This window comes from Streptomyces sp. NBC_01244, from assembly GCF_035987325.1.
In the GTDB taxonomy this organism is placed as follows: Bacteria; Actinomycetota; Actinomycetes; order Streptomycetales; family Streptomycetaceae; genus Streptomyces.
The window spans coordinates 5,098,114-5,118,628 of the sequence record NZ_CP108488.1 but is presented as its reverse complement, the minus strand read 5'-3'; the positions used below and the strand labels follow the sequence as shown (position 1 = coordinate 5,118,628).

Genomic DNA, 20,515 nt, shown 5'->3' with positions numbered 1-20,515 from the left:
GTAGGTGCCTGTTGATTCCAGCACGTTCACATGCCGTTCGTAAGGGAGCGGATCCTCCGAGAACAGGCACCCACGGCTTGGGCAACCGTACGATCTGCGCAGGTCAGACGGTGTGCGCGTCGGCCACAGCCAGGGCCTCGTCGATGATCCGCAGCCCCTTCTCCACGTCCTCGGCCAACACGTTGCAGGGCGGCGCGACGTGGATGCGGTTCCCGGCGAGCAGCGGCCACAGCCCGGCCTTCTTCAGGGCCGCCCCGAACTCGGCCATCGGCGCGTTGTCGGCGCCGGCGGCGTTGTACGGGACCAGCGGCTCGCGCGTCTCCTTGTTCCGTACGAGCTCCAGGGCCCAGAACGTGCCGAGCCCGCGGACCTCCCCGACGGACGGGTGGCGTTCGGCGAGGGCGGCGAGGCCCGGCCCGAGCAGCTCGGCGCCGGTACGGGCGGACTGTTCGACGGCGCCCTCCTCCTCCATGACGTTGATCGTCGCGACGGCGGCGGCGCAGGCCAGTACGTGCCCGGAATACGTCAGCCCGCCCGGGTAGGGCCGGCGGGCGAAGGTCTCCGCGATGGCGGCCGAGATGGCGACCCCGCCGAGGGGGACGTAGCCGCTGGTCACGCCCTTGGCGAAGCAGATCAGGTCAGGGGTGACGTCCCAGTGCTCGGAGGCGAACCACTTACCGGTGCGGCCGAAGCCGACCATGATCTCGTCGAGGATGAAGACGATGCCGAAGCGGTCGCAGAGCGCGCGGACCCCGGCCAGGTAGCCGTCGGGGTGCACGAGTACGCCGGGGGCGCCGCCGACGGTCTCCAGGATGATCGCGGCGATGGACTGCGGGCCCTCGAAGACGATGGTGTCTTCCAGGTGGCGCAGCGCGCGCTCGCACTCCTCGGCGGGGGTGGCCGCGTAGAAGGGCGAGCGGTAGGCGAAGGGACCCCAGAAGTGCACGACGCCGGCGGTGGCGGTGTCGTTGCCGAAGCGGCGCGCGTCCCCGGTGAGGTTGATCGCGGTGGAGGTGGCGCCGTGGTACGAGCGGTAGGCGGAGAGCACCTTGGGGCGGCCGGTGTGCACCCGGGCCATGCGGACGGCGTTCTCCACGGCCTCGGCGCCCGCATTGGTGAAGAAGATCTTGTCGAGGTCGCCCGGGGTGCGCTCGGCGATCAGCCGGGCGGCCTCGGAGCGCACGTCGACGGCGAAGCCGGGCGCGACGGTGCAGAGCTTGCCGGCCTGCTCGGCGATGGCCGCGGCCACCTTCGGGTGCTGGTAGCCGATGTTCGTGTAGACGAGGGCGCTGGAGAAGTCGAGGAAGCGGTTGCCGTCGTAGTCCCAGAAGTAGGAGCCCTCGGCGCCCGCGACGGCGAGCGGGTCGATGAGCTCCTGGGCCGACCAGGAGTGGAAGACGTGCTTGCGGTCGTTGTCCTTCACCGTGGCCTGTGCGGAGGTGGCCAGTGCGGCGGCGTCGCGTGCGTCGGCTTCTGCGTTCATATTCCGAGGGTAGTTGTCCACGATGTGGAATCCGGTGGGGATGGCCCGGAAGAGGGCTGGGCGCCTCAGACCACGTGCCGGCCGCCGTCGACGGTGAGCACGTCGCCGGTCGTGTGGGGCGTACGGGATGGAGCTGCCCAGGGCGCGGGTCGCGGAGACCGAGAAGATGCGGGTCGCGGAGACCGAGGAGATGCCGACGATCGAGCCCGCGCCGGAGCCGTTCGCCCCGGACGCCCGCAGGTGGGGGTAGCGGCGGTGATCGTCTGTCATCGGCCAGGTGCCGGCGACGTTGACCTCGAAGATCTCGCGTCAGGTATTTCCAGGATACGGAATTCGATCTTCCTTCCAGGGTGCACGAATGGCCGCATACCAGGCGTATTGCTGCACACCCACTTAGCCTGAGCCCACGCCACGTCCCTCCGCGTTAGGGACCCGTCAAGGCCGCACCCACGGGCGTATGGGCCCCGTCAAGGAAGCCTGTGAGGGGACGAAAAGGCGTTCCACTCAGAGGTGTCCGAAGAGATGTCCTGAAAACGCCCGCCCTCGAACCCTCCAGGAGCTCACGATGGCCGATCTGGCCTTCGTCGTCACCACGATCGCGGTCTTCGCGCTGGTGGTCCTCGTCGCCAAGGGGGTGGCCAAGCTGTGAACGCCGAAAACGTCATCGGCCTGCTGGTCGCCGTCGCCCTGTTGGGTTACCTCGTCGTCGCCCTCGTCTTCCCGGAGAGGTTCTAGCGCCGATGAGTCCCGTCCTCGCCGGGGTGCTCCAGCTGCTGGCGCTCGTCGCTGCCCTGGCCCTCGCCTATCGCCCCCTGGGCGACCACATGGCCCGCGTCTACTCCTCGAAGAAGCACTACGCCCCCGAGAAGTGGATCTACAAGGCGGTCGGCGCCAATCCGAACGCCGAGATGCGCTGGCCGGCGTACCTTCGCTCGGTCCTCGCCTTCTCGGTGGTGAGCGTCCTCTTCCTCTACCTGCTCCAGCGCCTGCAGGGCCACCTGCCCGGCTCGCTCGGCTTCGTCTCCATCAAGCCGGACCAGGCCTTCAACACGGCCGCCTCCTTCGTGTCGAACACGAACTGGCAGTCGTACGCCGGTGAGCAGGCCATGGGCCCGCTCGTGCAGACCGGCGGCCTCGCGGTGCAGAACTTCCTCTCCGCCGCCGTGGGCATGGCCGTGGCGGTGGCCCTCGTACGGGGCTTCGCGCGCTCCCGCACCGGCGAGCTCGGCAACTTCTGGTCGGACCTGGTGCGCGGCACCGTCCGCATCCTGCTCCCGCTGTCGCTGATCGCCGCGGTCGTACTGGTGGCCTGCGGGGTCATCCAGAACTTCTCCGGCATCCACGAAGTCGGCCAGTTCCTCGGAGCGAAGCAGCAGTGGAACGGCGGGGCGGTCGCCTCGCAGGAGGCCATCAAGGAGCTGGGCACCAACGGCGGCGGCTACTTCAACGCCAACTCCGCCCACCCCTTCGAGAACCCGACCCCCTTCTCGAACCTCTTCGAGATCTTCCTGATCCTCCTCATCCCCTTCGCCCTGACCCGCACCTTCGGCCGGATGATCGGCTCGGTCCGCCAGGGCTACGCGATCCTCGCCACGATGGTCACCATCTGGCTCGGTTTCACCGCCCTGATGATGTGGACGGAATTCGGCCACCACGGCCCGGCGCTCCAGGCCGCGGGCGGTGCGATGGAGGGCAAGGAGGCCCGCTTCGGGATCGGCGCCTCCGCGATCTTCTCGGTCGCCACGACGCTGACCTCGACCGGCTCCGTCAACTCCTTCCACTCCTCCTACACCGGCCTCGGCGGCGGGATCCAGCTGCTGGGCATGCAGCTCGGCGAGATCGCGCCCGGCGGCGTCGGCTCCGGGCTCTACGGCATGCTGATCATGGCGATCATCGCGGTGTTCATCGCCGGCCTGATGGTCGGCCGCACCCCCGAGTACCTGGGCAAGAAGATCGGCACCCGCCAGATCAAGTTCGCGGCCTGCTACATCCTCATCACCCCGGCCCTGGTGCTCGGCTTCACGGCCCTGGCGATGGCCCTGCCCACCCCCGGGCACTCCATGTCCAACGGCGGCGCGCACGGCTTCTCCGAGGTCCTCTACGCCTACACCTCGGCCGGCAACAACAACGGCTCGGCCTTCGCGGGCCTGAACGCCAACACCCAGTGGTTCAACACGACCACCGGTCTGGCGATGCTGCTCGGCCGCTTCCTGCCGATGGTCTTCGTCCTGGCCCTGGCCGGCTCGCTGGCCGAGCAGCAGCCGGTCCCGGCCACCGCGGGCACCCTGCGCACCGAGAAGCCGCTGTTCACCTTCCTGCTCGTCGGCACGATCATCATCGTCACGGGCCTCACCTACTTCCCGGCCCTGGCGCTGGGCCCGCTCGCCGAAGGGCTCGCCTCATGAGCACCGTCACCCCCACCCGAGCCCCGCACGGGGACCTGCCCAGCGGTCACAAGCCCGAAAAGGCCAAGATCGGCGGCGGCATCTTCGACCCGAAGCAGCTGCTGAAGTCCTTCCCGGACGCGGTGCGCAAGCTCGACCCCCGGGTGATGGTCAAGTCCCCGGTCATGTTCGTGGTGCTGATCGGTTCCGTACTGACCACCGCGCTGGCGATCTCCGACCCGGGCAACCTCTTCGGCTGGGCGATCACCGTCTGGCTGTGGCTGACCACCATTTTCGCCAACCTCGCCGAAGCGGTGGCCGAGGGCCGCGGGAAGGCCCAGGCCGACACCCTGCGCAAGGCCAAGACCGACACCGTGGCCCGCCGCCTGAACGGCGCCGTCGAGGAACAGGTCCCGGGCACGGACCTGCGCATCGGCGACCTCGTGGTCTGCGAGGCCGGAGACGTCATCCCCGGCGACGGCGACGTGGTCGAAGGCGTGGCCTCGGTCGACGAGTCCGCCATCACCGGCGAATCGGCCCCGGTCATCCGCGAGTCGGGCGGCGACCGCTCCGCCGTCACGGGCGGCACCAAGGTGCTCTCCGACCGGATCGTCATCAAGATCACGACGAAGCCCGGCGAGACCTTCATCGACCGCATGATCAACCTGGTCGAGGGCGCCTCCCGGCAGAAGACGCCGAACGAGATCGCGCTCAACATCCTGCTGGCCTCTCTGACCATCGTCTTCCTGCTGGCCGTCGTCACCCTCCAGCCGTTCGCGATCTACGCGGGCGCCGAGCAGTCGATGATCGTGCTGACCGCGCTGCTGGTCTGCCTCATCCCGACCACCATCGGCGCCCTGCTCTCCGCCATCGGCATCGCCGGCATGGACCGGCTCGTGCAGCGCAACGTCCTCGCGATGAGCGGGCGTGCGGTGGAAGCCGCCGGTGACGTCTCCACGCTGCTGCTCGACAAGACCGGCACCATCACCCTCGGCAACCGCCAGGCCTCCGAGTTCGTCCCCGTCGCCGGCGCCATCGCCGCCGAGCTGGCGGACGCCGCGCAGCTGTCGTCCCTCGCGGACGAGACCCCCGAGGGCCGCTCCATCGTGGTCCTCGCGAAGGAGAAGTACGGTCTGCGCGAACGCCACCAGGGCGAACTGGTCGGCGCCGAATGGATCCCCTTCACCGCGCAGACCCGTATGTCGGGCGTGGACGTGGACGGCCGCAAGGTCCGTAAGGGCGCCGCCAATTCGATCACCGCCTGGGTCGGCGAACAGGGCGGTACGGTCGCCCCGGACGCGGGAGCCAGGGTCGACGAGATCTCCGGCGCCGGCGGCACCCCGCTGCTCGTCGCGGTCCAGGACGAGAAGGGCGCCCGGGTCCTGGGCGTCATCCACCTCAAGGACGTGGTCAAGGAGGGCATGCGCGAACGCTTCGACGAGCTGCGGCGCATGGGCATCAAGACCATCATGATCACCGGCGACAACCCGCTGACCGCCAAGGCCATCGCCGAAGAGGCGGGCGTCGACGACTTCCTCGCCGAGGCCACGCCCGAAGACAAGATGGCCCTCATCAAGCGGGAGCAGGCCGGCGGAAAGCTCGTCGCGATGACGGGCGACGGCACGAACGACGCCCCGGCGCTGGCGCAGGCGGACGTGGGCGTGGCGATGAACACGGGCACCTCGGCCGCCAAAGAGGCCGGGAACATGGTGGACCTGGACTCCAACCCCACCAAGCTCATCGAAATCGTCGAGATCGGCAAGCAGTTGCTGATCACCCGCGGCGCCCTGACCACCTTCTCCATCGCCAACGACGTCGCGAAGTACTTCGCGATCATCCCGGCCATGTTCGCGGCGGTCTACCCGGGCCTGGACAAGCTCAACATCATGGGCCTGCACTCCCCCGACTCCGCGATCCTCTCCGCCGTCATCTTCAACGCGCTGGTGATCATCGCGCTCGTCCCGCTCGCCCTGAAGGGCGTCCAGTACCGGCCCACCAGCGCCGACAAGATGCTCCGCCGAAACCTCACGCTCTACGGACTCGGCGGCCTCATCGCCCCGTTCATCGGCATCAAGCTCATCGACATGGTCGTCTCCCTCATCCCCGGCCTGCGCTGAACCAGCCGCGCTGAACCAGCCGCGCTGAATTCAGGCCGCGTCACATTAGGAACCTGCTGATCCCCATGAACAACTCCGTAGGCAACACCGCCCGCCTCCTCGGCGCCGGGCTGCGCGCCCTCCTCGTCCTCACCGTGCTGTGCGGGGTCCTCTACCCGCTCGCCGTCACCGGCATCGCCCAGGCCGCCTTCGGCCACAAGGCCAACGGCTCCGAGGTCCAGGACGCGAGCGGCAAGGTCGTCGGCTCCTCCCTGATCGGCCAGTCGTACGGGGACGACCTGCGCTGGTTCCAGGGCCGGCCGGCGGCGGGACTCGGCAGGAACACCGTCAACACCCAGTACGAACTGCTGGTCTCCGGCGCCACCAACAAGGCGGCGGACAGCCCGGAACTGCTGAAGTCGGTACAGGAGGCCAAGGCCAAGGTGCTGCTCGACAACACCGTCCCGGGCTACGCCCCGCGGCTCGCCCAGATCCCGGCGGACGCGGTGACCTCCTCCGGCTCCGGCCTCGACCCGGACATCTCCCCGGCCTACGCGGAACTCCAGACGGCCCGCGTCGCACAGCGCAACGGCCTCCCGGTGGCGGAGGTCGCGAAGCTGGTGAAGGCCCACACCGAGGGCCGCACCCTCGGCTTCATGGGCGAACCGCGCGTCAACGTCCTGGAACTGAACACGGCCCTGAGGGACCTGAAGCGGTGACGGCGGGAACGTAGCGTGCCGGAGGCGGGCTGGGTCCGGGCCGGGCCGGTCGGGCCGGTCGGGGCCGGGCAGGTCAGGTCAGGTCAGGTCGTGATGGTGACCGGCTGGCTGTAGGAGTCGAGTGCGCCCGTGGTGGACGTGACCAGGACCAGGTAGCGGCCCGGGGGCAGGGCGGGGACCGTGACCGTGACGCCGGTGCGGTGGGTCGCGATGCCGGTCGCGAGGACGGCCTTCGTCCGGGACGGCGTGCCGTCCATCGTGACGAGCTCGATGTCCACCACGTCGCCGGCCGGGCCCACCAGGTACCAGGCGACGGCCTGCCTGCTGCCGCGGGGCCAGACCGTGCCCGGCCCGGGGGTGTGCACCAGGATGTTCTCCGACTCCAGGAGGACCGCGGCCTCGGGGCGGTTCAGGCCCTGCCAGACCCGCCGGGCGAGGGACTTCAGGGAGGGGACGGCGATCGACATGAGGCTCCTTCGCCGGGTGCGTGGCCGGCTGCTCGGTGGTCTCCGTGGTGGGTCCGGTCCGGGGGCTCGGTCCCCTTTCCAGGGTCGCCGCCGGGCACCTCGTCCCGCCTCGTCCTTTTGGCCGGTCCCGCCTCGCCCCGAAGGGCTTCGACCCCTGTGATCCACACCTCTCCCTTCGGAGTGACCTTGCGCTGACCATATGAGGTCTTGCAATGTTGCTATTACGCCGAAGGGAATTCGGAACGTTCGGGATGAGGGGGAATCTCATGTACGAGAAGTTCGACGACCGGTTCGGGACCGGACGGTGCATGAACGGGGACGACGCGCTGGAAGTCCTCCACACCGGCTGCCGCTGGGCCGAGGGACCCGTCTACGTCCCCGCGTGGCGGCAGGTGGTCTGGAGCGACATCCCCAACGACCGGATGCTGCGGTGGGACGAGGAGACCGGGGCCGTCGCCGTCTTCCGGCGGAACGCCGGGCACACCAACGGCAACACCCTCGACCGGCAGGGCCGGCTGATCACCTGCGAGCAGGGCAACCGCCGGGTGACGCGGACCGAGCACGACGGCACGATCACGGTGCTGGCCGACCGCTGGCAGGGCAAGCGCCTGAACAGCCCGAACGACGCCGCGGTCAGGTCCGACGGCTCGATCTGGTTCTCCGACCCCGACTTCGGCATCACCAGCGACTACGAGGGCTACGTCGCCGAGAGCGAGATCGGCTCCAACAACGTCTACCGCATCGATCCCGGCACCGGTGAAGTCCGCCTGGTCGCCGACTGTTTCGAGGCCCCGAACGGTCTCGTCTTCTCCCCCGACGAGCGGCAGCTCCTCGTCTCCGACACCCGCGGCGGCCTCATCCGGGTCTTCGACGTGCGCGAGGACGGCACCCTCGGCGACGGCAAGGTGTTCGCCGATGCGGCGGCCCGTCCGGGGGCCCGCTTCGACAACCTCCGCTTCGACGACGGCGGCCGGCTCTGGGCGGCCGCCATGAGCGACGGCGTGCACTGCTACTACCCCGACGGCACCCTGATCGGGCGGCTCCGCGTCCCCGAGGCGGTGTCCAACATCGCCTGGGGCGGGGCCAAGCGCAACCGGCTCTTCATCACCGCCGAGACCAGCCTCTACTCGGCGGTCATGGGCGTCACCGGCACCCACCCGACCGGACCGGGGCGCAGGCCGTGGCGGGACGGCCCCGGCAGGCCCTGAAATCCCGGTGCCGGGCACGGGACTGCGCTGGCACACTCCCCGCATGAACGACACCACCGCGGGTGAGCCCCGCCTTCGCATACGCGAGATGACCGAGCCCGACATCGACGCCGTCGCCGCCGTGCGCATGAGCGCGTGGCGCCACGCCTACGCCGGGCTCATGCCGCAGGCGTACCTGGACGGGCTCGACGCCGCCGCGTTCGCCGAGCAGCGGCGCGCCGCCTTCGCCGACCCGTCCGGTGTCGTGAGCAACCTCGTGGCCGAGGGCCCCGACGGGGCGGTCCTCGGATGGGCCGCCTTCGGCCCCGCCACGAGCACGGATCCCGAGGGCACGGCCCCGGACGAGGGCGAGCTGTACGCCCTGTACGCGCGGCCCGACGTCATCGGCACCGGCGTCGGCCGCACCCTGCTGACCGAGGTGCTGCGCCGGGCGCCCTACCCCGCGGTACGGCTCTGGGTGGTCGAAGGCAACGCCCGGGCCCGCCGGTTCTACGAGCGCGCCGGCTTCCTCCCCGACGGCGGTGAACTCGTCGAGTACGCGGACGGCTCTCCGGTTCCCGAACTCCGCTACCGCCGGGCGGCCGCCGCCACGCGCTGAGCGGGTTGCCGCCGCCACGCACTGAGCCGGCTGCCGCCGCCGAGCATCCCGCGGCGTTCACGGCAGCCGTTCCGCCAGCGCCCGGGCCATCGCCACGGTCGGGACCGCCTCCCGCGCCCGCCGGTACGGGGTCAGGTCGCGCAGCAGCCGTCCGAGTGCCTCGCGTACGGCACGCGACTGAACCGCCGGGGCCGCCGTGAGGAACGCCCGCCAGTGCTCGCAGGCCCGGGTGAGGTGGCCGAGGCGCAGCAGGGTTTCGGCGAGCGCGGCGTGCGTGAGCGCGGTGGCCCGGTGCTGGTCGGCCGCGCGGCCGCGCAGGGACCGCTCCAGGGCGTCGGCCGCGGCCGGGAACTCGCCGAGGGCGAGGTGGGTCCGGGCCCGCGCGAAGTCGAGATCGGCCCGGGCGTACGAGTCGAAGGGCCCGTCGGGCGGCTTCACCGCGTGCCGCCCGTGCAAGTGGTCGGCCGCGGCCAGATCCGCGGCGGCGGCGGCCCGTTGACCGGCATGGGCGTGCGCGGCCGCACGCTGGACCAGGAGGAACGCCAGCGTGCCGGGCTCCCCGTCGGCGGGCGCGGTCTCCACCGCCGTCCGGGCGAGCCGTACCGCGTGCGCGGGCTGCCCGAGCCGGCCGGCGTGCGCGCTCATCGCGCGCAGGGTGATCGCGTACATCCGCCGGTCGTCCGCCTGCCGGGCCAGTCCGAGGGCGATGCCGTGGTACTCCTGCGCGAGCCCGTGGTACCCGGAGTCAGCCGTCATCTCGGCGAGCAGGTGGGCGAGCTGGGCGTACCCCCGCCACACGTCCGGCGCCTCGCGGCCGAGGCCGGGCGCTCCCCGTCCGCGTACGGCGGGGCCCGGGCCGCCCGGGTGGCGGGCCGCGAAGGCTCCCGCGTCCTGGGCCAGCCAGGCGGCCAGGGCCGCGCGGGTGTGGACGCCGCCATGGGCGAGGTAGAGACCCGAGAAGCTCCCTGCGAGGGCCCTCAACTGCTCGGCGTGGGCCGCGAGATGCCGCCGCGCGGCGAGGTCCGCGATGCCGGTGCTCGTCGTCGTGTCCGTGCGTGTGCGTGTGCGTGCGCGTGTGTCCGAGTGCACGCGTGGGCCCGTGCCCGTGCCCGTGTCCGTGCCCGTGTCCGTACGCGTGCCCGTGCCCGCGGCGGTCTCGCCTCCGCCGCCCTGCGCCGGTTCCCGGTCCCACACCGGGGCCGGTACCGGCACCGGCTGGTACGGGCTGCGCAGCAGTGGCGGCCTGCCGTGCGGGTCCACATCGGCCCTGGCCTGCAGCGCGAGCCGGAGCAGCCCCTCGCCTCCGCCTTCGGCCCCCGGGCCCGGCCGTACGCCGGGCCCCGTCGAGCCCGTGCCGAGGCCGGCCTCCACCACCGTGACCAGCCGCCCGCACCGCTCCGTCAGCGCCGCCGCTATCAGCTCGGGCACGGGCCGGCGCGGCCGGGTGCCCGACAGCCAGTGCGCGACGGCGGTCCGGTCGTAGCGCAGGGCCAGCCCGTGCAGGGTCCCGAGCGCGTTGACGGCCCGCGCCAGCTCCGCCCCGCTCCACCCGGCCTCCGCCAGCAGGTCCCCCATCCGGGCGTTGGCCACCCGCCGCCCGCTCACGAGGACCACCCCCGACGGAAATCCGTATTCAACGCTTTCACCACTGCGCCCCCCGCATTCCCTTCTCCCCGTCCGCTCCCTGGTGTTGGCTTGAGCCGTCCCCATCGGATTCCACGGACCGGAGAAGCATGTCTGCCTCGGAAACGGCCAATCCCCCCGCACCCGCCGCGTACGCGTACCCGTTCCCCTATCGGATTTCCGGTGTCGGCGCCCAGATCGGCGAGGTCATCTCGGTCGAGGAATGGGCCCGGCTCGCGCACATCCCGCACCGGAAACGGGCCGGCAAGGAAATCAGCGGCGCCGATATCGAGCGCATACTCGGGGTCACCTCCAAGAGCTGGGACCGCGAGCGTTTCGCGTCGCTGGACACCGTCGTCGACGTCGCCCGCGCGGCCCTGCGCTCCGCCCTCGCCGAGCCGGAGGACATCGACGCCGTCTTCGTCGCCACGTGCACCCCGTACGAGATCATGCTCGACCAGGACGCCTTCAACCTGCTGCGCCGCCTGCGCATCCCGGACAGCGTGCCTCCCTTCCAGCTCGGCGCCGGCTGCGGCGGGCTGTCCCGCGTCGCCGCGCACCTGGCCCGGACGGGGGCCCGCCGCGCGCTGGTGATCTCGTACAACGCCGCGAGTCCCATCGGAATCGACGAGAACGGCGTCATTTCCCAGTACAGCGGAGCGGACGGGGAGCATCCCTTCGCGCACACCCTGTGGTGTTCCGGGGCCCTGTTCTCCGATGCCGCGACCGCGCTCGTATTCGAGCGGGACGAAAGCTTCGAGGGCGGGCTCGGTTTCTATTCGCGCGATTCCCTCGATTTCGGGGGAGAGCCCGGATTCAGCGATCCACTCATCCACTATCCCGGCGGCGGCGCCGCCCACCCGCCGGGCTTTCCCGGATCCGCCGAGCTCTCCGCATTCGGACTCAACGGACCGGAACTGGCCCGCTATTACTCGCGCGGCATGATGCTGAACCAGGAGACCATGGACGCCCACCGCCCCGGCTTCGTGGACGAGGTCCGGCGGATCTACACGCACCAGGCCGGCCCGGCGCTGGTCGAGAACTACCACCAGCTCGCCGGCCTGGACACCCGCAAGGCCCCCGCGCACGCCCGCGAGCTCGGCAACCTCGTCACCTCCGCCACCCCGGTGCTCTTCTACACCGATGTGATCAACGGCCTGGTCGGCGCGGGCGACACCGTCTGCTTCTCCGTCATCGGCGCCGGCCCCGAGCGCGGCGCCTTCCTCGCACGGGTCGCGATCCCGGGCGAAGTCACCGTCACCGCACCGCTGCCGCCCGTCCCCGCCGCCGCCGAGACGGCCGGAGCCACCGAGCCCGCCCGAGCCGTCCAGGCCGGAGCCCCGGGAACCACCGCCACCGCGTAGACGCACGCGCCCACCTCCTTCGAAACGAGTCCGCCGTGCACATCGCCCTCGCCGGGGCCGCCAGCCCCACCGGCATCCGGCTCGCCGCCGAACTCCTCGGCCGCGGCCACCACCTGACCCTGCTCACCACCACCGACGTACGGCAGAGCAGGCTCCTGCTGGCCCGTCAGCTCGCGCTGATCGGGCTGTATCCCGAGTACGTGGACCTCCTCGCGGCCCGGCTCGACGCGCGCCGGGGCGCCGACCTCCTGGCCGGCTCCGCACCCACGTCCCCGGTGTCCCGCGCCCCGACGGAACGCTTCGACGCCGTCTGGTGCGTGGAGCAGCCCGCCGCCACCGCGGCCGCGCTGCTGCCCCTCGCCTCCGGAGGGGGGAGGCGTACGGCGTTCCATCTGGTCACCGTCGGAGACGCCGGTCCGGCCGGGCGCACGATCGCCGCCGCGGCCGTACGGGACGGGTTCCCGGCCGGGGTGCACTGCCTGGCCCCGACCGTCAGCGACCTCGCCGACCACGCGGAGCTCCCCCGGCCCGCCTTCACCCGGCTCGCGGTCGCCGAGTCCGTCCGGCCGGCACCGGCGGGGGCTCCGGAGCAGGGTGCTCCGGCGTCGGTCAGCCTGCTGCCGCTCGCCCCCGCCGCCCGCGCCCTGGCGGAGGCCGCCGAGGAACCGGGCTGGTCGGGGCTGCGCCACATCGGCTGGGTGCACGCACACCCCACCGAAGCCTCGGCGCTGAGCCGGGCGGTCGGCCCCGGGCTGGCCCCGGGCCTGCTGCGGCGCCTGTCGGGGCTCCAGCCCGCGGCCGCCACGACCGAGTTGGACGGCCCGCCGCTCGGCGCCCGGTACCTCACCCGGGCTGCGGCGCCCGTCCTGCCTCCCGCCCGGCAGCCCGTCCGGACAGCGGAGCGGGTGTGAGCGCGGTGGAGCGCCCCTGGCGGGAGCGCCGCGTGGTGGACGGCCTGGCGGACGCCCTGCGCGAGGCCGCCTCGGAACGGTTCCCGGGCACCGCCCTGACGCCTCCGAAGGCGGCATCGGCCGAAGCGGGGGCAGGGGCAGGGGCAGCGGCCGGGCATTCCGAGGCGGACCGGGCGGGAAGGTCGGGAAGGTCGGCGAGGTCGGCGACGCAAGAGGACCCCATGGCCAGGGCATATGCGTATGGATCATTCATGATCCAAGGACAAGCCGCCCGGACCTCACCCGCAACTCAGGCCGACGGCCCGGCACATCGGTCCGCTTGACAGGTTTTCGCATGTGGCAGAACGTGCATCCGATCCGACACGCCCAAGGTCGCCCTTGACGTTCTCACCCGTTCGGGCGCACACCCCCCACAACCGGTCCGGCCCCGGCCCACCGGCCGCCATCTGCGAAGACGTGCCCGAGGGAGGTCCGTACGGTGATGACTTGCCGTCAGTTGTCCGTGTTACGCGCCCCGCCGGGAGGCGGGGAAGGGTCCACTGCTCTCGGGACCGGCCGCCCGAGCCGGACCAGGAGGGATTCCCATGCCCCGCGCCCAGTGGGTGGTCGGCGTACTGACGGTGGCTCTGCTGTGCACCGGCCTGGGGGTGTTGCGCACCACCGAAGGCGGCCGGCCTACCGCCCCGACCGCGGGCGACGCCCTGCCCTCACGGGTCCTGGGGCTGTCCGGCCCGCGCCGGCTGGCCCGGCAGCTGGAGCACTCCGGCGGACACACCACCGGCAAGGGCTCCCGGCGGCCCGGACGGTCGGGGGTCACGGCCCTTCCGGCCTCGCCGCCGCTGCGGCTGCTCGTCCCGGCCCTCGGAACGGACGTACCGCTGACGGGCGGTACCCCGCCGGGCACGGGCGGCACCGGGCCCGACGGGCCGTACGCGGCGGATCTCGAACCCGGGGCCGCCGACGCCAAGCCCCCCGCTCCGGACAGCGCCGTGTGGGACTCCGCCGGCCCGGCGCCGGGCGCGGCCGGCACCGCCGTGGTCTCCGGAGACCTCCCCCGGCTCGGCGAGCTCCGGCGCGGGCAGACGATCGAGGTCACGCGCGCCGACCGGCGTACGGCCGTGTTCACCGTGACCAGGGTCTCTCCGGGGGTCTCCGGGCGGGGCGGGCCGTCCGGCCGGGCCCAACTCCGGCTGGTCAGCGGCGAAACGGCCGTCCTGGCCCGCCTCACCGGCCACCGCCGCACCCCGCGCTGACCGGCGGTGGCCCCCTGAAGACGGACACCCCCTGCGGCCACCTGACGGTCCGTGGGGGGTGTCTTCGTCCCCCGGTCGAGGGACGCTGCGGTCCCGGCGGAGAGTCCGCCCGCGTGTCGGGGCACACCCTCCGCATGTGCGGGACACGACGTGCGCCGACGGCACCGGGCAGGGCCCTGATGACGGCCCTGACGGTGCTCTGCGTCGTGCTGCTGTGCCTGTTCGGCATCGGCGGACCCGGTCCGTCCACCACGACGGCCGAAGGCCCCCGTCCCGCTCCCACCGCCCCTGCCGAACCCACCGAGGCACCGGCCGATCCGGCCGGCGATCCCGAAGTACGTGTGGCGGTACGGGTGCCCGCGCGCGGCGTCCCCGGCGTACGGGGACTGCAGCGGCCGGTGTTTCACGTGAAACCTCCCCGGTCCGGCCCCACGAAGCCGGTCCCGGACCCGACGGGGGCGATCGCATCCGCGGGATCCCTGCGGGCGGTACGGAGTGTGGTCCTGCGCTGCTGACGGGGCCGACAGGCCGAGCAGCAGCACCGCGCGCCCGGCACGGCCGGCTCACCGGGCACACCCGGCTCACCCGGCACCCGAGTGCCTCTGGCGCGCGTCCCCCCCACACCCCCGAAACACCGTGAGGTTCCGCCATGCCCTTCGACCCGTACCTCGCCCTGAACGCCATGCTCCGCGCCGAGGCCGCCCGCTTCTCCCCGCCGGCCCCGCCCGCACGCCCGCAGGAACCCGAGTCCGCCAAGACCGCGCAGACCGCCGCCGAGGCCCCGGCCGGAGACGACACGGCCGCGTAGGGCGTCGCGCAGGGGCGTCACGCCATGGGGAGGCACCGGTTCCCGCGCCCTCGGCAACGGAGAGTGGTCACGTGAGGTTCGACCACGGGGCGCGGGAACCGGCGCCTCATTCAGTCTCGGCCACTCACCCCCTCACTCACCTCGGCCTTTTGTCCGCATATGCACCGCCGAAAGTACCGCTCCGGCCGAGTTGTCCCCAGTGACGGACGCCGGAGCCCCGGCCCCCGCACGCGGCGGGTGGCCGGGGCTCCGGCGGGCCCGGGCGGCTTCTATGAGGCGTTGCGCGTGTGGTAGCGGTAGAAGGCGGCCACGCCGACTCCCGCGCCGACGAGCAGGCCCAGGCCCGAGCTCTTCAGGATGGACTCGCCGGCCAGGCTGTACAGGTAGCCGAAGGAGATGCCCGCGAAGATCCCGTACGCCGCCGCGTGCGGCTCCTGCGCCAGCCGCGGGCCGATCCGGGCCAGCGCCACCAGGCAGGCGGCGAAGATCGCACCGCACAGGATCCCGTAGAAGACGTTGCCCGCGTCGACGGGCCCCATCTGACGTTTCATGAAGGCGGCGTAGACGCCGTAGACCAGTCCCATGAGCAGCGGGCGCGCGAGGGCCGACCTGCTCGTGTGGGCCGCCGTACCGGACGCCTGCTGCCGGTGCCCCCGGGGGGCGGTGGGTGCCGCATGTGCCATGACGGGCTCCTCTCTCCCATCATCCAGGGCACACCCGCAACCGGGGACCGGCAACCGGAGCAGAGACGGCCTAGTAGTGCTTGGTCAGGTTGGTGTGAGGGTGGGTATGTCGCGGTGACAGGTGGGGCAGGCGCCGGCCCAGGTGGCGAGGAGGGTCTGCAGTTCGCGGACGATTCGGTAGAGGCTCAGGCCGGCGCCGTTTCTTTTGGGGCTCTGGCCAGTCGCTGGAGGGTGCAGAAGGCGTGGGCTGCGGAGACGAGGGTGACGTGGTGGTGCCAGCCGTTCCAGGTGCGGCCCTCGAAGTGGGCAAGTCCCAGGGCCTGTTTCATCTCGCGGTAGTCGTGCTCGATGCGCCAGCGGAGCTTCGCCAGCCGCACGAGTGTGGTTAGCGGTGTCTCCGCGGGCAGGTTCGAGAACCAGAACTGGACCGGCTCTGCCTGATCGGCAGGCCATTCGGCCAGCAGCCAGCACGCGGGCAGTTCCGGCCCGTCGATGGCTTTGCGGACCTCGCGGCCGGCGGGCCGGACCCGAAGGGCAACGAATCGCGAGTACATCCGCTTGAAGCCGCTGCGGCCCGTGCCGGGACGAGATCCCTCGCGCCATTGCACTGGTCTGGCCGCCTGTTTCCCGGCCTCGATGACGAGGTTCTTCACGCTCCGGGCCGGTTCGGGATACCTTGCCACCGGCTTGCGTCCGGTGCCGCGGTAGGGCGGAGTGCAGGGCAGCGCGTCGCCGGGCTGGGCGGTCACGGTGGTGGAGATGCCCACCACGTAGTGCAGCCCGCGTTCCTCCAGGCCGAGACGGAAAGCGGCGGTGTCCCCGTATCCGCCGTCGGCGATCGCGAGGGGGACGTCCAGGCCCCACGACCGTGTCTCGTCGACCATGTCCAGGGCCAGCTGCCACTTCTCGACGTGGCCCAGGCCTTCGGGGATGCCGCACTTCGCCCGGCGGGCCGCCTTGACGGGATCGGCCTTCGGCGAGGCGGGGTCCCAGGTCTCCGGGAGGAACAGCCGCCAGTCGACCGCCGCCGAGGCATGGTCGCCGGCCAGGTGGAGCGAGACCCCTGCCTGGCAGTTGGTGACCTTGCCCGCGGTGCCGGTGTATTGCCGCGTCACACAAGCCGAGGCATCGCCGTCTTTGAGGAACCCGGTGTCGTCGATGATCAGTGCGGTCGGTTTGATCGCCGTCTGCATCATCCACGCGAGTCGGGCCCGCACGTGGGCCGGGTTCCATGGGCTGGAGGTGATGAAGTGTGCCAGGGCCTGCCGGTTCCCGTCCTCCCCGAGCCGGGCGGCCATGGGCTCGACGGACTTGCGTCCGCCATCTGTCAGCAGCCCGCGCAGGTAGACCGACCCCCACCGACGCTGATCCGCCCTCGCGAACGGTTCGAACACCTCCGCCGCGAAATCCTCCAGATCACACCGGACCGCAGCCAACTCCTCGGGCATCACACCCGATCAACGGAACAACCGATCATCCGGACACGCCACCAACGACTGAACCTGACCAAGCCCTACTAGTGCTGTGACCGGAAAGGTTCACCGGGTCGCGACGCCCGGCACGGCACCTCACCGCGTTGTCGCGGAGCCGCTCGGGGGAGCCGGGGGCCTGCCGTTCGGCCTCCTGCCGGATCTCGTCGAGGGTCTGGGCGGCCGGCGCGCGGCGCCAGGCCAGTTCGGCCCGGCCCATCGCGTGCGCGATGGCGCAGTCGGCCGCCGGCGGCTCCTCGCCGCCGCCGGGGCCCTGCCGGCGGATCTCCGCGCACCGGAAGGCCTCGTCCGGCCCTTCGACGGCGGCGACCACGTCCATGAGCGAGATGGAGTCGAGCGGGCGCGCGAGGCGGAAGGGTGGGCAAGGGAGACGCGCCCGCCCCGCACCACCCGCCCGCAGCAACCCGGCTCGCGCCGCACGCCCGGCCCCCTTTCCCTGGTGACGTGCGGACCTTCCTCTCGGCGGTACTCATCGCGCTCGTGGCCCTGCTGGTGCCCGCGAGCGCCGTCGCGTACTGGGCCGATCACGAACTCGGCAGCGCCGACCGCTACACCGCGGCCATGTCCCCGCTCGCCTCGGATCCCGCCGTGCAGAACCTCGTCGTCACCCAGGCCGGCCGGGCCCTCTCCGGACAGCTCGACGCCGGCCCCTTCCAGGGCGGGGTGGACGCCCTGCTCGGCGAGGCCCTGCGCTCCTTCGTCTCCACCCCGGCCTACCGAACCGCCTGGGACGCCGCGAACCGCGCGGCCCACGGCGCCTTCTTCCAGGCACTGACCACCGGCGACGGCAACGCCGTGACCATCGACCTCGCGCCCGTGATCGCCCGGGTCAAAGACGACCTCGTCGAGAACGGGGTGCCGTTCGCCGACCGCATCCCCGTGACCCACCTCTCGGTGAAGGTCATGGAGTACGACAATCTCGGCGCGCTCCGGAAGGGCTTCCGCATGCTGCAGATCGCCGGGGTCTGGCTCCCCGTGCTCACCGTGGTGCTGGCCGCGACGGCCATCGCCGTCGCCGTCCGGCGCCGCCGGGCCGTCCTGGCCACCGGGCTGGGGCTGGCCGTCGGAGCCGTCCTGCTGTGGGCGGCCGTGGTCCTGTGCCGCCGCCTCACCCTGGACGACCTGCCTGCCGACATCGACCGGGCGGCCGCCGAAGCCGTGTACGACGCCCTCACCGCCTTCCTGCGGACCACCGCCTGGGTGGTGCTGGCCGTCGGGCTCGCCGCCGCGCTGGCCGCCTGGCTGACGGGCCGACTGCGCCGCACCCCATAAGCTCGGAACAGGCGGATTGGCGGGCAAATCCGTAGAACAATGCGTAGAACAGCACAGAAGAACCGATTCACGAGCGGCGGCACGGAAGCGGGAATGAGCACCGAACGCACCGAAGACATACCGTCCGGTCGGGCCGGGCGGACGGACCGGGCAGGGCCGGCAGCCGGACGGTTCGGTCCGCTGGCCCCGCCCGCCTGGCTGCTGAAGGGGATCCGGCCGAGTTCCGCACCGGTCCCCTGGGCCGCCGCGCTGCGCGCTGCCGTCGCCCTGGCGCTGCCGCTGGCCGTCGGCTTCGCCGTCGACGAGCCCGAGTACGGCGCGCTCGTCTCGATGGGCGCCCTGTCCGGGGTCATCGGCGACACCGCGGACGCCTACCGGATGCGGATCCTGAACATCGCCGTGCCCCAGTTCTTCGGGGCCGTGGGCGTGGCGCTGGGCACCCTGGTCTTCGGGCACGGCTGGGTCGCGGTCGGCGTCCTCACCCTGATCGCCCTGGTCTCCGGGATGATCTCCTCCATCGGCACGGTGGCCTCCGTCTCCGGACTGCTGCTCCTGCTGAACGCCGTCGTCGGCGCCGGCCTGCCGATGCCCAGTCCCTGGTGGACGGCTCCGCTGCTGCTGAGCGCCGGCGGGCTGTTCGTCCTCCTGCTGACCCTGCTGGGCTGGCCGCTGCGCGGCCGGCAACCGGAGCGAGCGGCCGTCGCCGCCGCCTACCGGGCCCTGGCCGACTCCCTGGAAGCCGCGGGCGGCCCGGGACCCGCGTACGAGGCGCGCCGCCAGCAGGTCACCCAGGCCCTGAACCACGCCTACGACCTCGTGCTGGGCCGCCGGGCCCGGGTGCACGGCCACAGTCCCTCGCTGGTGCGGATGCTGGCCCAGCTGAACGTACTGATCCCGCTCGTCGAGGCCGCGCCCGCCGCGCACCTGCGCCGCAGACCGCTGTCCCCCGCGATCCCGGAGGCCGTACGGGAACTGGCGACGGCGGTCGAGGAGGGCCGCACGGACACCCCCGTACTCGACCTGCCCGCGCCGGACGGCCAGTCCGAGCGGGCCATCGACGCGGCCCTGCGGCACGCCGCGACCATCGTCCCGCTGGCCGAGCCGGACATGCACAACGTCGACGACCGCCTCGGCCGGCCCGCCGCACTGCGGGTCCGGGCCCGCCGGGTGGTCCGCGACATGATGTTCTCCGAGGCCTCCTGGCGATACGGGCTGCGGCTCGCGCTGTGCATCGGGCTGGCGCAGTCCCTCGTATCGGTGGTGGAGATCGAGCGCTCCTACTGGGTCGCCCTCACCGTCACCTTCGTCCTCAAGCCCGACTTCGGCTCGGTCTTCTCCCGGGCCGTACTGCGCGCGCTGGGCACAGCGGGCGGGCTCGTCGTCGCGGCGGCGGTGCTCTCGGAGGTGCCGCGGGGGTGGTGGGACGTGCCCGTCATGGTGGTCCTGGCGGCCCTCATCCCCGTCTTCTCGGTCAAGGGCTACGCCTTCCAGACCGCGGCGATCACCCCGGTCATCCTGCTCCTCTCCGACCTGCTCAACCACCAGGGCTTCGACCTGGTCCGGCCGCGACTGCTCGACAGCCTGATCGGCTGCGCCATCACCCTGATCGCCGGGTACATGCTCTGGCCGGAGAGCTGGCACACCCGGATCGGCGACCGGCTCGCCGACGCGGTGGACGACGCCGCCCGCTACGTGGAGCGCGCCTTCGGCTCAGCCCCCGACACGGATGCGGGCCAACGGGCGGCCCGCACCGCCCGGCTCCAGGCCCGCCGCCGCATCTACCGGGAGCTGTCCGGCGTACGCAGCGAGTTCCAGCGGGCGCTGACCGAGCCGCCGCCGACCGGGGAACGGGCCGCCGCGTGGTGGCCGCTGGTGGTCGCCGTGGAGCGGATCGTCGACGCGACGACGGCCGCCCGGGTCCGGGTCAACCACGGCGCGCAGCCCCCGGGCCCCCACGAGGTCGAGGCGATCGCGGCAGACCTCCGCGCCCTGGCCCACGGCGTCCGCCGGGTCGACACCCCCACCCTGCTCCGCCCCACCCCGCCCCCCGAGGTGGACGAAACCTCCGTCCTCTCCCCGGTCCGCCAGGAACTCGCGGCGGCCAGAGCCATCGCACACCCCACCCACGACTAGCCCCAGCCCCACGACACCGACGC

The 20,515-nt window shown here is 72.3% G+C and carries 21 protein-coding genes; 15 read left to right on the top strand and 6 right to left on the bottom strand.

Annotation, left to right across the window (positions count from 1 at the left end; genetic code table 11):
- Nucleotides 1–103: 103 nt before the first annotated feature.
- Nucleotides 104–1,483 (bottom strand): aspartate aminotransferase family protein, encoded by a 1,380-nt coding sequence (locus tag OG247_RS23065; RefSeq protein WP_327254031.1) that lies wholly within the window; start codon nucleotides 1,481–1,483, stop codon nucleotides 104–106.
- A 127-nt stretch (nucleotides 1,484–1,610) separates the two neighbouring features.
- Between OG247_RS23065 and OG247_RS23060 the strand changes: the two genes are divergently transcribed.
- The 6 genes from OG247_RS23060 to kdpC all read left to right on the top strand — a co-directional run bounded on the left by OG247_RS23060 (nucleotide 1,611) and on the right by kdpC (nucleotide 6,682).
- Nucleotides 1,611–1,733: a hypothetical protein gene (locus OG247_RS23060; protein ID WP_327254030.1), complete on the top strand. Its 123-nt coding sequence runs from the start codon at nucleotides 1,611–1,613 to the stop codon at nucleotides 1,731–1,733.
- A gap of 207 nt (nucleotides 1,734–1,940) precedes the next feature.
- Nucleotides 1,941–2,132, top strand: coding sequence for a hypothetical protein (locus OG247_RS23055; RefSeq protein ID WP_327254029.1), 192 nt, complete (start codon nucleotides 1,941–1,943; stop codon nucleotides 2,130–2,132).
- Nucleotides 2,129–2,218: a K(+)-transporting ATPase subunit F gene (kdpF, locus tag OG247_RS23050; RefSeq protein WP_243330869.1), complete on the top strand. Its 90-nt coding sequence runs from the start codon at nucleotides 2,129–2,131 to the stop codon at nucleotides 2,216–2,218. The genes OG247_RS23055 and kdpF overlap by 4 nt, the downstream gene beginning before the upstream one ends.
- Before the next feature lie 5 nt (nucleotides 2,219–2,223).
- Entirely contained in the window at nucleotides 2,224–3,888 is a 1,665-nt protein-coding gene (kdpA, locus tag OG247_RS23045; RefSeq protein ID WP_327254028.1) for a potassium-transporting ATPase subunit KdpA, read from the top strand.
- Nucleotides 3,885–5,984 (top strand): potassium-transporting ATPase subunit KdpB, encoded by a 2,100-nt coding sequence (gene kdpB / locus OG247_RS23040; RefSeq protein WP_327254027.1) that lies wholly within the window; start codon nucleotides 3,885–3,887, stop codon nucleotides 5,982–5,984. Before kdpA ends, kdpB begins: the two co-directional genes overlap by 4 nt.
- Nucleotides 5,985–6,049: 65 nt before the next feature.
- The gene (kdpC, locus tag OG247_RS23035; protein ID WP_327254026.1) at nucleotides 6,050–6,682 is read left to right on the top strand and encodes a potassium-transporting ATPase subunit KdpC; all 633 of its coding nucleotides are present in this window, start codon (nucleotides 6,050–6,052) and stop codon (nucleotides 6,680–6,682) included.
- Nucleotides 6,683–6,765: 83 nt separating this feature from the next.
- Here kdpC and OG247_RS23030 read toward each other — a convergent pair whose 3' ends face one another.
- Entirely contained in the window at nucleotides 6,766–7,149 is a 384-nt protein-coding gene (locus tag OG247_RS23030) for a Ser-Thr-rich GPI-anchored membrane family protein (RefSeq protein ID WP_327254025.1), read from the bottom strand.
- A gap of 266 nt (nucleotides 7,150–7,415) precedes the next feature.
- On the opposite strand from OG247_RS23030, the gene OG247_RS23025 reads away from it, so the two are divergent.
- Both OG247_RS23025 and OG247_RS23020 read left to right on the top strand, forming a co-directional pair.
- Nucleotides 7,416–8,357 carry an SMP-30/gluconolactonase/LRE family protein gene (locus OG247_RS23025; RefSeq protein WP_327254024.1) on the top strand — a complete coding sequence of 314 codons (942 nt, stop codon included), beginning with the start codon at nucleotides 7,416–7,418 and terminating at the stop codon, nucleotides 8,355–8,357.
- 43 nt (nucleotides 8,358–8,400) lie between these two features.
- A complete protein-coding gene (locus OG247_RS23020; RefSeq protein ID WP_327254023.1) occupies nucleotides 8,401–8,955 on the top strand; it encodes a GNAT family N-acetyltransferase in 555 nt (184 codons plus the stop codon).
- Nucleotides 8,956–9,012: 57 nt separating this feature from the next.
- Here the strand turns inward: OG247_RS23020 and OG247_RS23015 are convergent, their stop codons facing one another.
- Nucleotides 9,013–10,560, bottom strand: a complete 1,548-nt coding sequence (locus OG247_RS23015) for a hypothetical protein (RefSeq protein WP_327254022.1) — start codon at nucleotides 10,558–10,560, stop codon at nucleotides 9,013–9,015.
- Between the two features lie 128 nt (nucleotides 10,561–10,688).
- Here OG247_RS23015 and OG247_RS23010 point away from each other — a divergent pair, with 128 nt between their 5' ends.
- The 5 genes from OG247_RS23010 (at nucleotide 10,689) to OG247_RS22990 (ending at nucleotide 14,914) form a co-directional block, all read left to right on the top strand.
- Nucleotides 10,689–11,942: a 3-oxoacyl-[acyl-carrier-protein] synthase III C-terminal domain-containing protein gene (locus OG247_RS23010; RefSeq protein ID WP_327254021.1), complete on the top strand. Its 1,254-nt coding sequence runs from the start codon at nucleotides 10,689–10,691 to the stop codon at nucleotides 11,940–11,942.
- Nucleotides 11,943–11,977: 35 nt separating this feature from the next.
- Nucleotides 11,978–12,853, top strand: a complete 876-nt coding sequence (locus tag OG247_RS23005; RefSeq protein ID WP_327254020.1) for a hypothetical protein — start codon at nucleotides 11,978–11,980, stop codon at nucleotides 12,851–12,853.
- A 584-nt stretch (nucleotides 12,854–13,437) separates the two neighbouring features.
- A complete protein-coding gene (locus OG247_RS23000) occupies nucleotides 13,438–14,106 on the top strand; it encodes a class F sortase (protein ID WP_327254019.1) in 669 nt (222 codons plus the stop codon).
- A 179-nt stretch (nucleotides 14,107–14,285) separates the two neighbouring features.
- Entirely contained in the window at nucleotides 14,286–14,621 is a 336-nt protein-coding gene (locus OG247_RS22995; RefSeq protein ID WP_327254018.1) for a hypothetical protein, read from the top strand.
- A gap of 134 nt (nucleotides 14,622–14,755) precedes the next feature.
- Nucleotides 14,756–14,914, top strand: coding sequence for a hypothetical protein (locus OG247_RS22990; RefSeq protein ID WP_327254017.1), 159 nt, complete (start codon nucleotides 14,756–14,758; stop codon nucleotides 14,912–14,914).
- Nucleotides 14,915–15,183: 269 nt separating this feature from the next.
- Here OG247_RS22990 and OG247_RS22985 read toward each other — a convergent pair whose 3' ends face one another.
- The 3 genes from OG247_RS22985 to OG247_RS22975 all read right to left on the bottom strand — a co-directional run bounded on the left by OG247_RS22985 (nucleotide 15,184) and on the right by OG247_RS22975 (nucleotide 17,490).
- Nucleotides 15,184–15,597: a hypothetical protein gene (locus OG247_RS22985; protein ID WP_327254016.1), complete on the bottom strand. Its 414-nt coding sequence runs from the start codon at nucleotides 15,595–15,597 to the stop codon at nucleotides 15,184–15,186.
- Between the two features lie 185 nt (nucleotides 15,598–15,782).
- Nucleotides 15,783–17,048 (bottom strand): IS701 family transposase, encoded by a 1,266-nt coding sequence (locus OG247_RS22980; RefSeq protein ID WP_442813232.1) that lies wholly within the window; start codon nucleotides 17,046–17,048, stop codon nucleotides 15,783–15,785.
- A gap of 22 nt (nucleotides 17,049–17,070) precedes the next feature.
- Nucleotides 17,071–17,490: an Rrf2 family transcriptional regulator gene (locus OG247_RS22975; RefSeq protein ID WP_327254015.1), complete on the bottom strand. Its 420-nt coding sequence runs from the start codon at nucleotides 17,488–17,490 to the stop codon at nucleotides 17,071–17,073.
- A gap of 41 nt (nucleotides 17,491–17,531) precedes the next feature.
- Between OG247_RS22975 and OG247_RS22970 the strand changes: the two genes are divergently transcribed.
- Both OG247_RS22970 and OG247_RS22965 read left to right on the top strand, forming a co-directional pair.
- On the top strand, nucleotides 17,532–18,359 hold the full coding sequence (locus tag OG247_RS22970) for a hypothetical protein (RefSeq protein ID WP_327254014.1): 828 nt from the start codon (nucleotides 17,532–17,534) through the stop codon (nucleotides 18,357–18,359).
- A gap of 93 nt (nucleotides 18,360–18,452) precedes the next feature.
- Nucleotides 18,453–20,492, top strand: a complete 2,040-nt coding sequence (locus OG247_RS22965) for an FUSC family protein (RefSeq protein WP_327254013.1) — start codon at nucleotides 18,453–18,455, stop codon at nucleotides 20,490–20,492.
- Nucleotides 20,493–20,515: the final 23 nt, after the last annotated feature.

Bases quoted from the DNA above. Each gene is read 5' to 3' on its own strand.
- kdpC (WP_327254026.1), top strand. From the start codon at position 6,050: ATGAACAACTCCGTAGGCAACACCGCCCGCCTCCTCGGCGCCGGGCTG.
- OG247_RS23010 (WP_327254021.1), top strand. From the start codon at position 10,689: ATGTCTGCCTCGGAAACGGCCAATCCCCCCGCACCCGCCGCGTACGCG.
- OG247_RS23020 (WP_327254023.1), top strand. From the start codon at position 8,401: ATGAACGACACCACCGCGGGTGAGCCCCGCCTTCGCATACGCGAGATG.
- OG247_RS23065 (WP_327254031.1), bottom strand. From the start codon at position 1,483: ATGAACGCAGAAGCCGACGCACGCGACGCCGCCGCACTGGCCACCTCC.
- kdpA (WP_327254028.1), top strand. From the start codon at position 2,224: ATGAGTCCCGTCCTCGCCGGGGTGCTCCAGCTGCTGGCGCTCGTCGCT.
- OG247_RS22990 (WP_327254017.1), top strand. From the start codon at position 14,756: ATGCCCTTCGACCCGTACCTCGCCCTGAACGCCATGCTCCGCGCCGAG.
- OG247_RS23055 (WP_327254029.1), top strand. From the start codon at position 1,941: ATGGGCCCCGTCAAGGAAGCCTGTGAGGGGACGAAAAGGCGTTCCACT.
- OG247_RS22985 (WP_327254016.1), bottom strand. From the start codon at position 15,597: ATGGCACATGCGGCACCCACCGCCCCCCGGGGGCACCGGCAGCAGGCG.
- OG247_RS23000 (WP_327254019.1), top strand. From the start codon at position 13,438: ATGCCCCGCGCCCAGTGGGTGGTCGGCGTACTGACGGTGGCTCTGCTG.
- OG247_RS23030 (WP_327254025.1), bottom strand. From the start codon at position 7,149: ATGTCGATCGCCGTCCCCTCCCTGAAGTCCCTCGCCCGGCGGGTCTGG.
- OG247_RS23060 (WP_327254030.1), top strand. From the start codon at position 1,611: ATGGAGCTGCCCAGGGCGCGGGTCGCGGAGACCGAGAAGATGCGGGTC.
- OG247_RS23025 (WP_327254024.1), top strand. From the start codon at position 7,416: ATGTACGAGAAGTTCGACGACCGGTTCGGGACCGGACGGTGCATGAAC.
- kdpB (WP_327254027.1), top strand. From the start codon at position 3,885: ATGAGCACCGTCACCCCCACCCGAGCCCCGCACGGGGACCTGCCCAGC.
- OG247_RS22995 (WP_327254018.1), top strand. From the start codon at position 14,286: ATGACGGCCCTGACGGTGCTCTGCGTCGTGCTGCTGTGCCTGTTCGGC.
- OG247_RS22965 (WP_327254013.1), top strand. From the start codon at position 18,453: ATGAGCACCGAACGCACCGAAGACATACCGTCCGGTCGGGCCGGGCGG.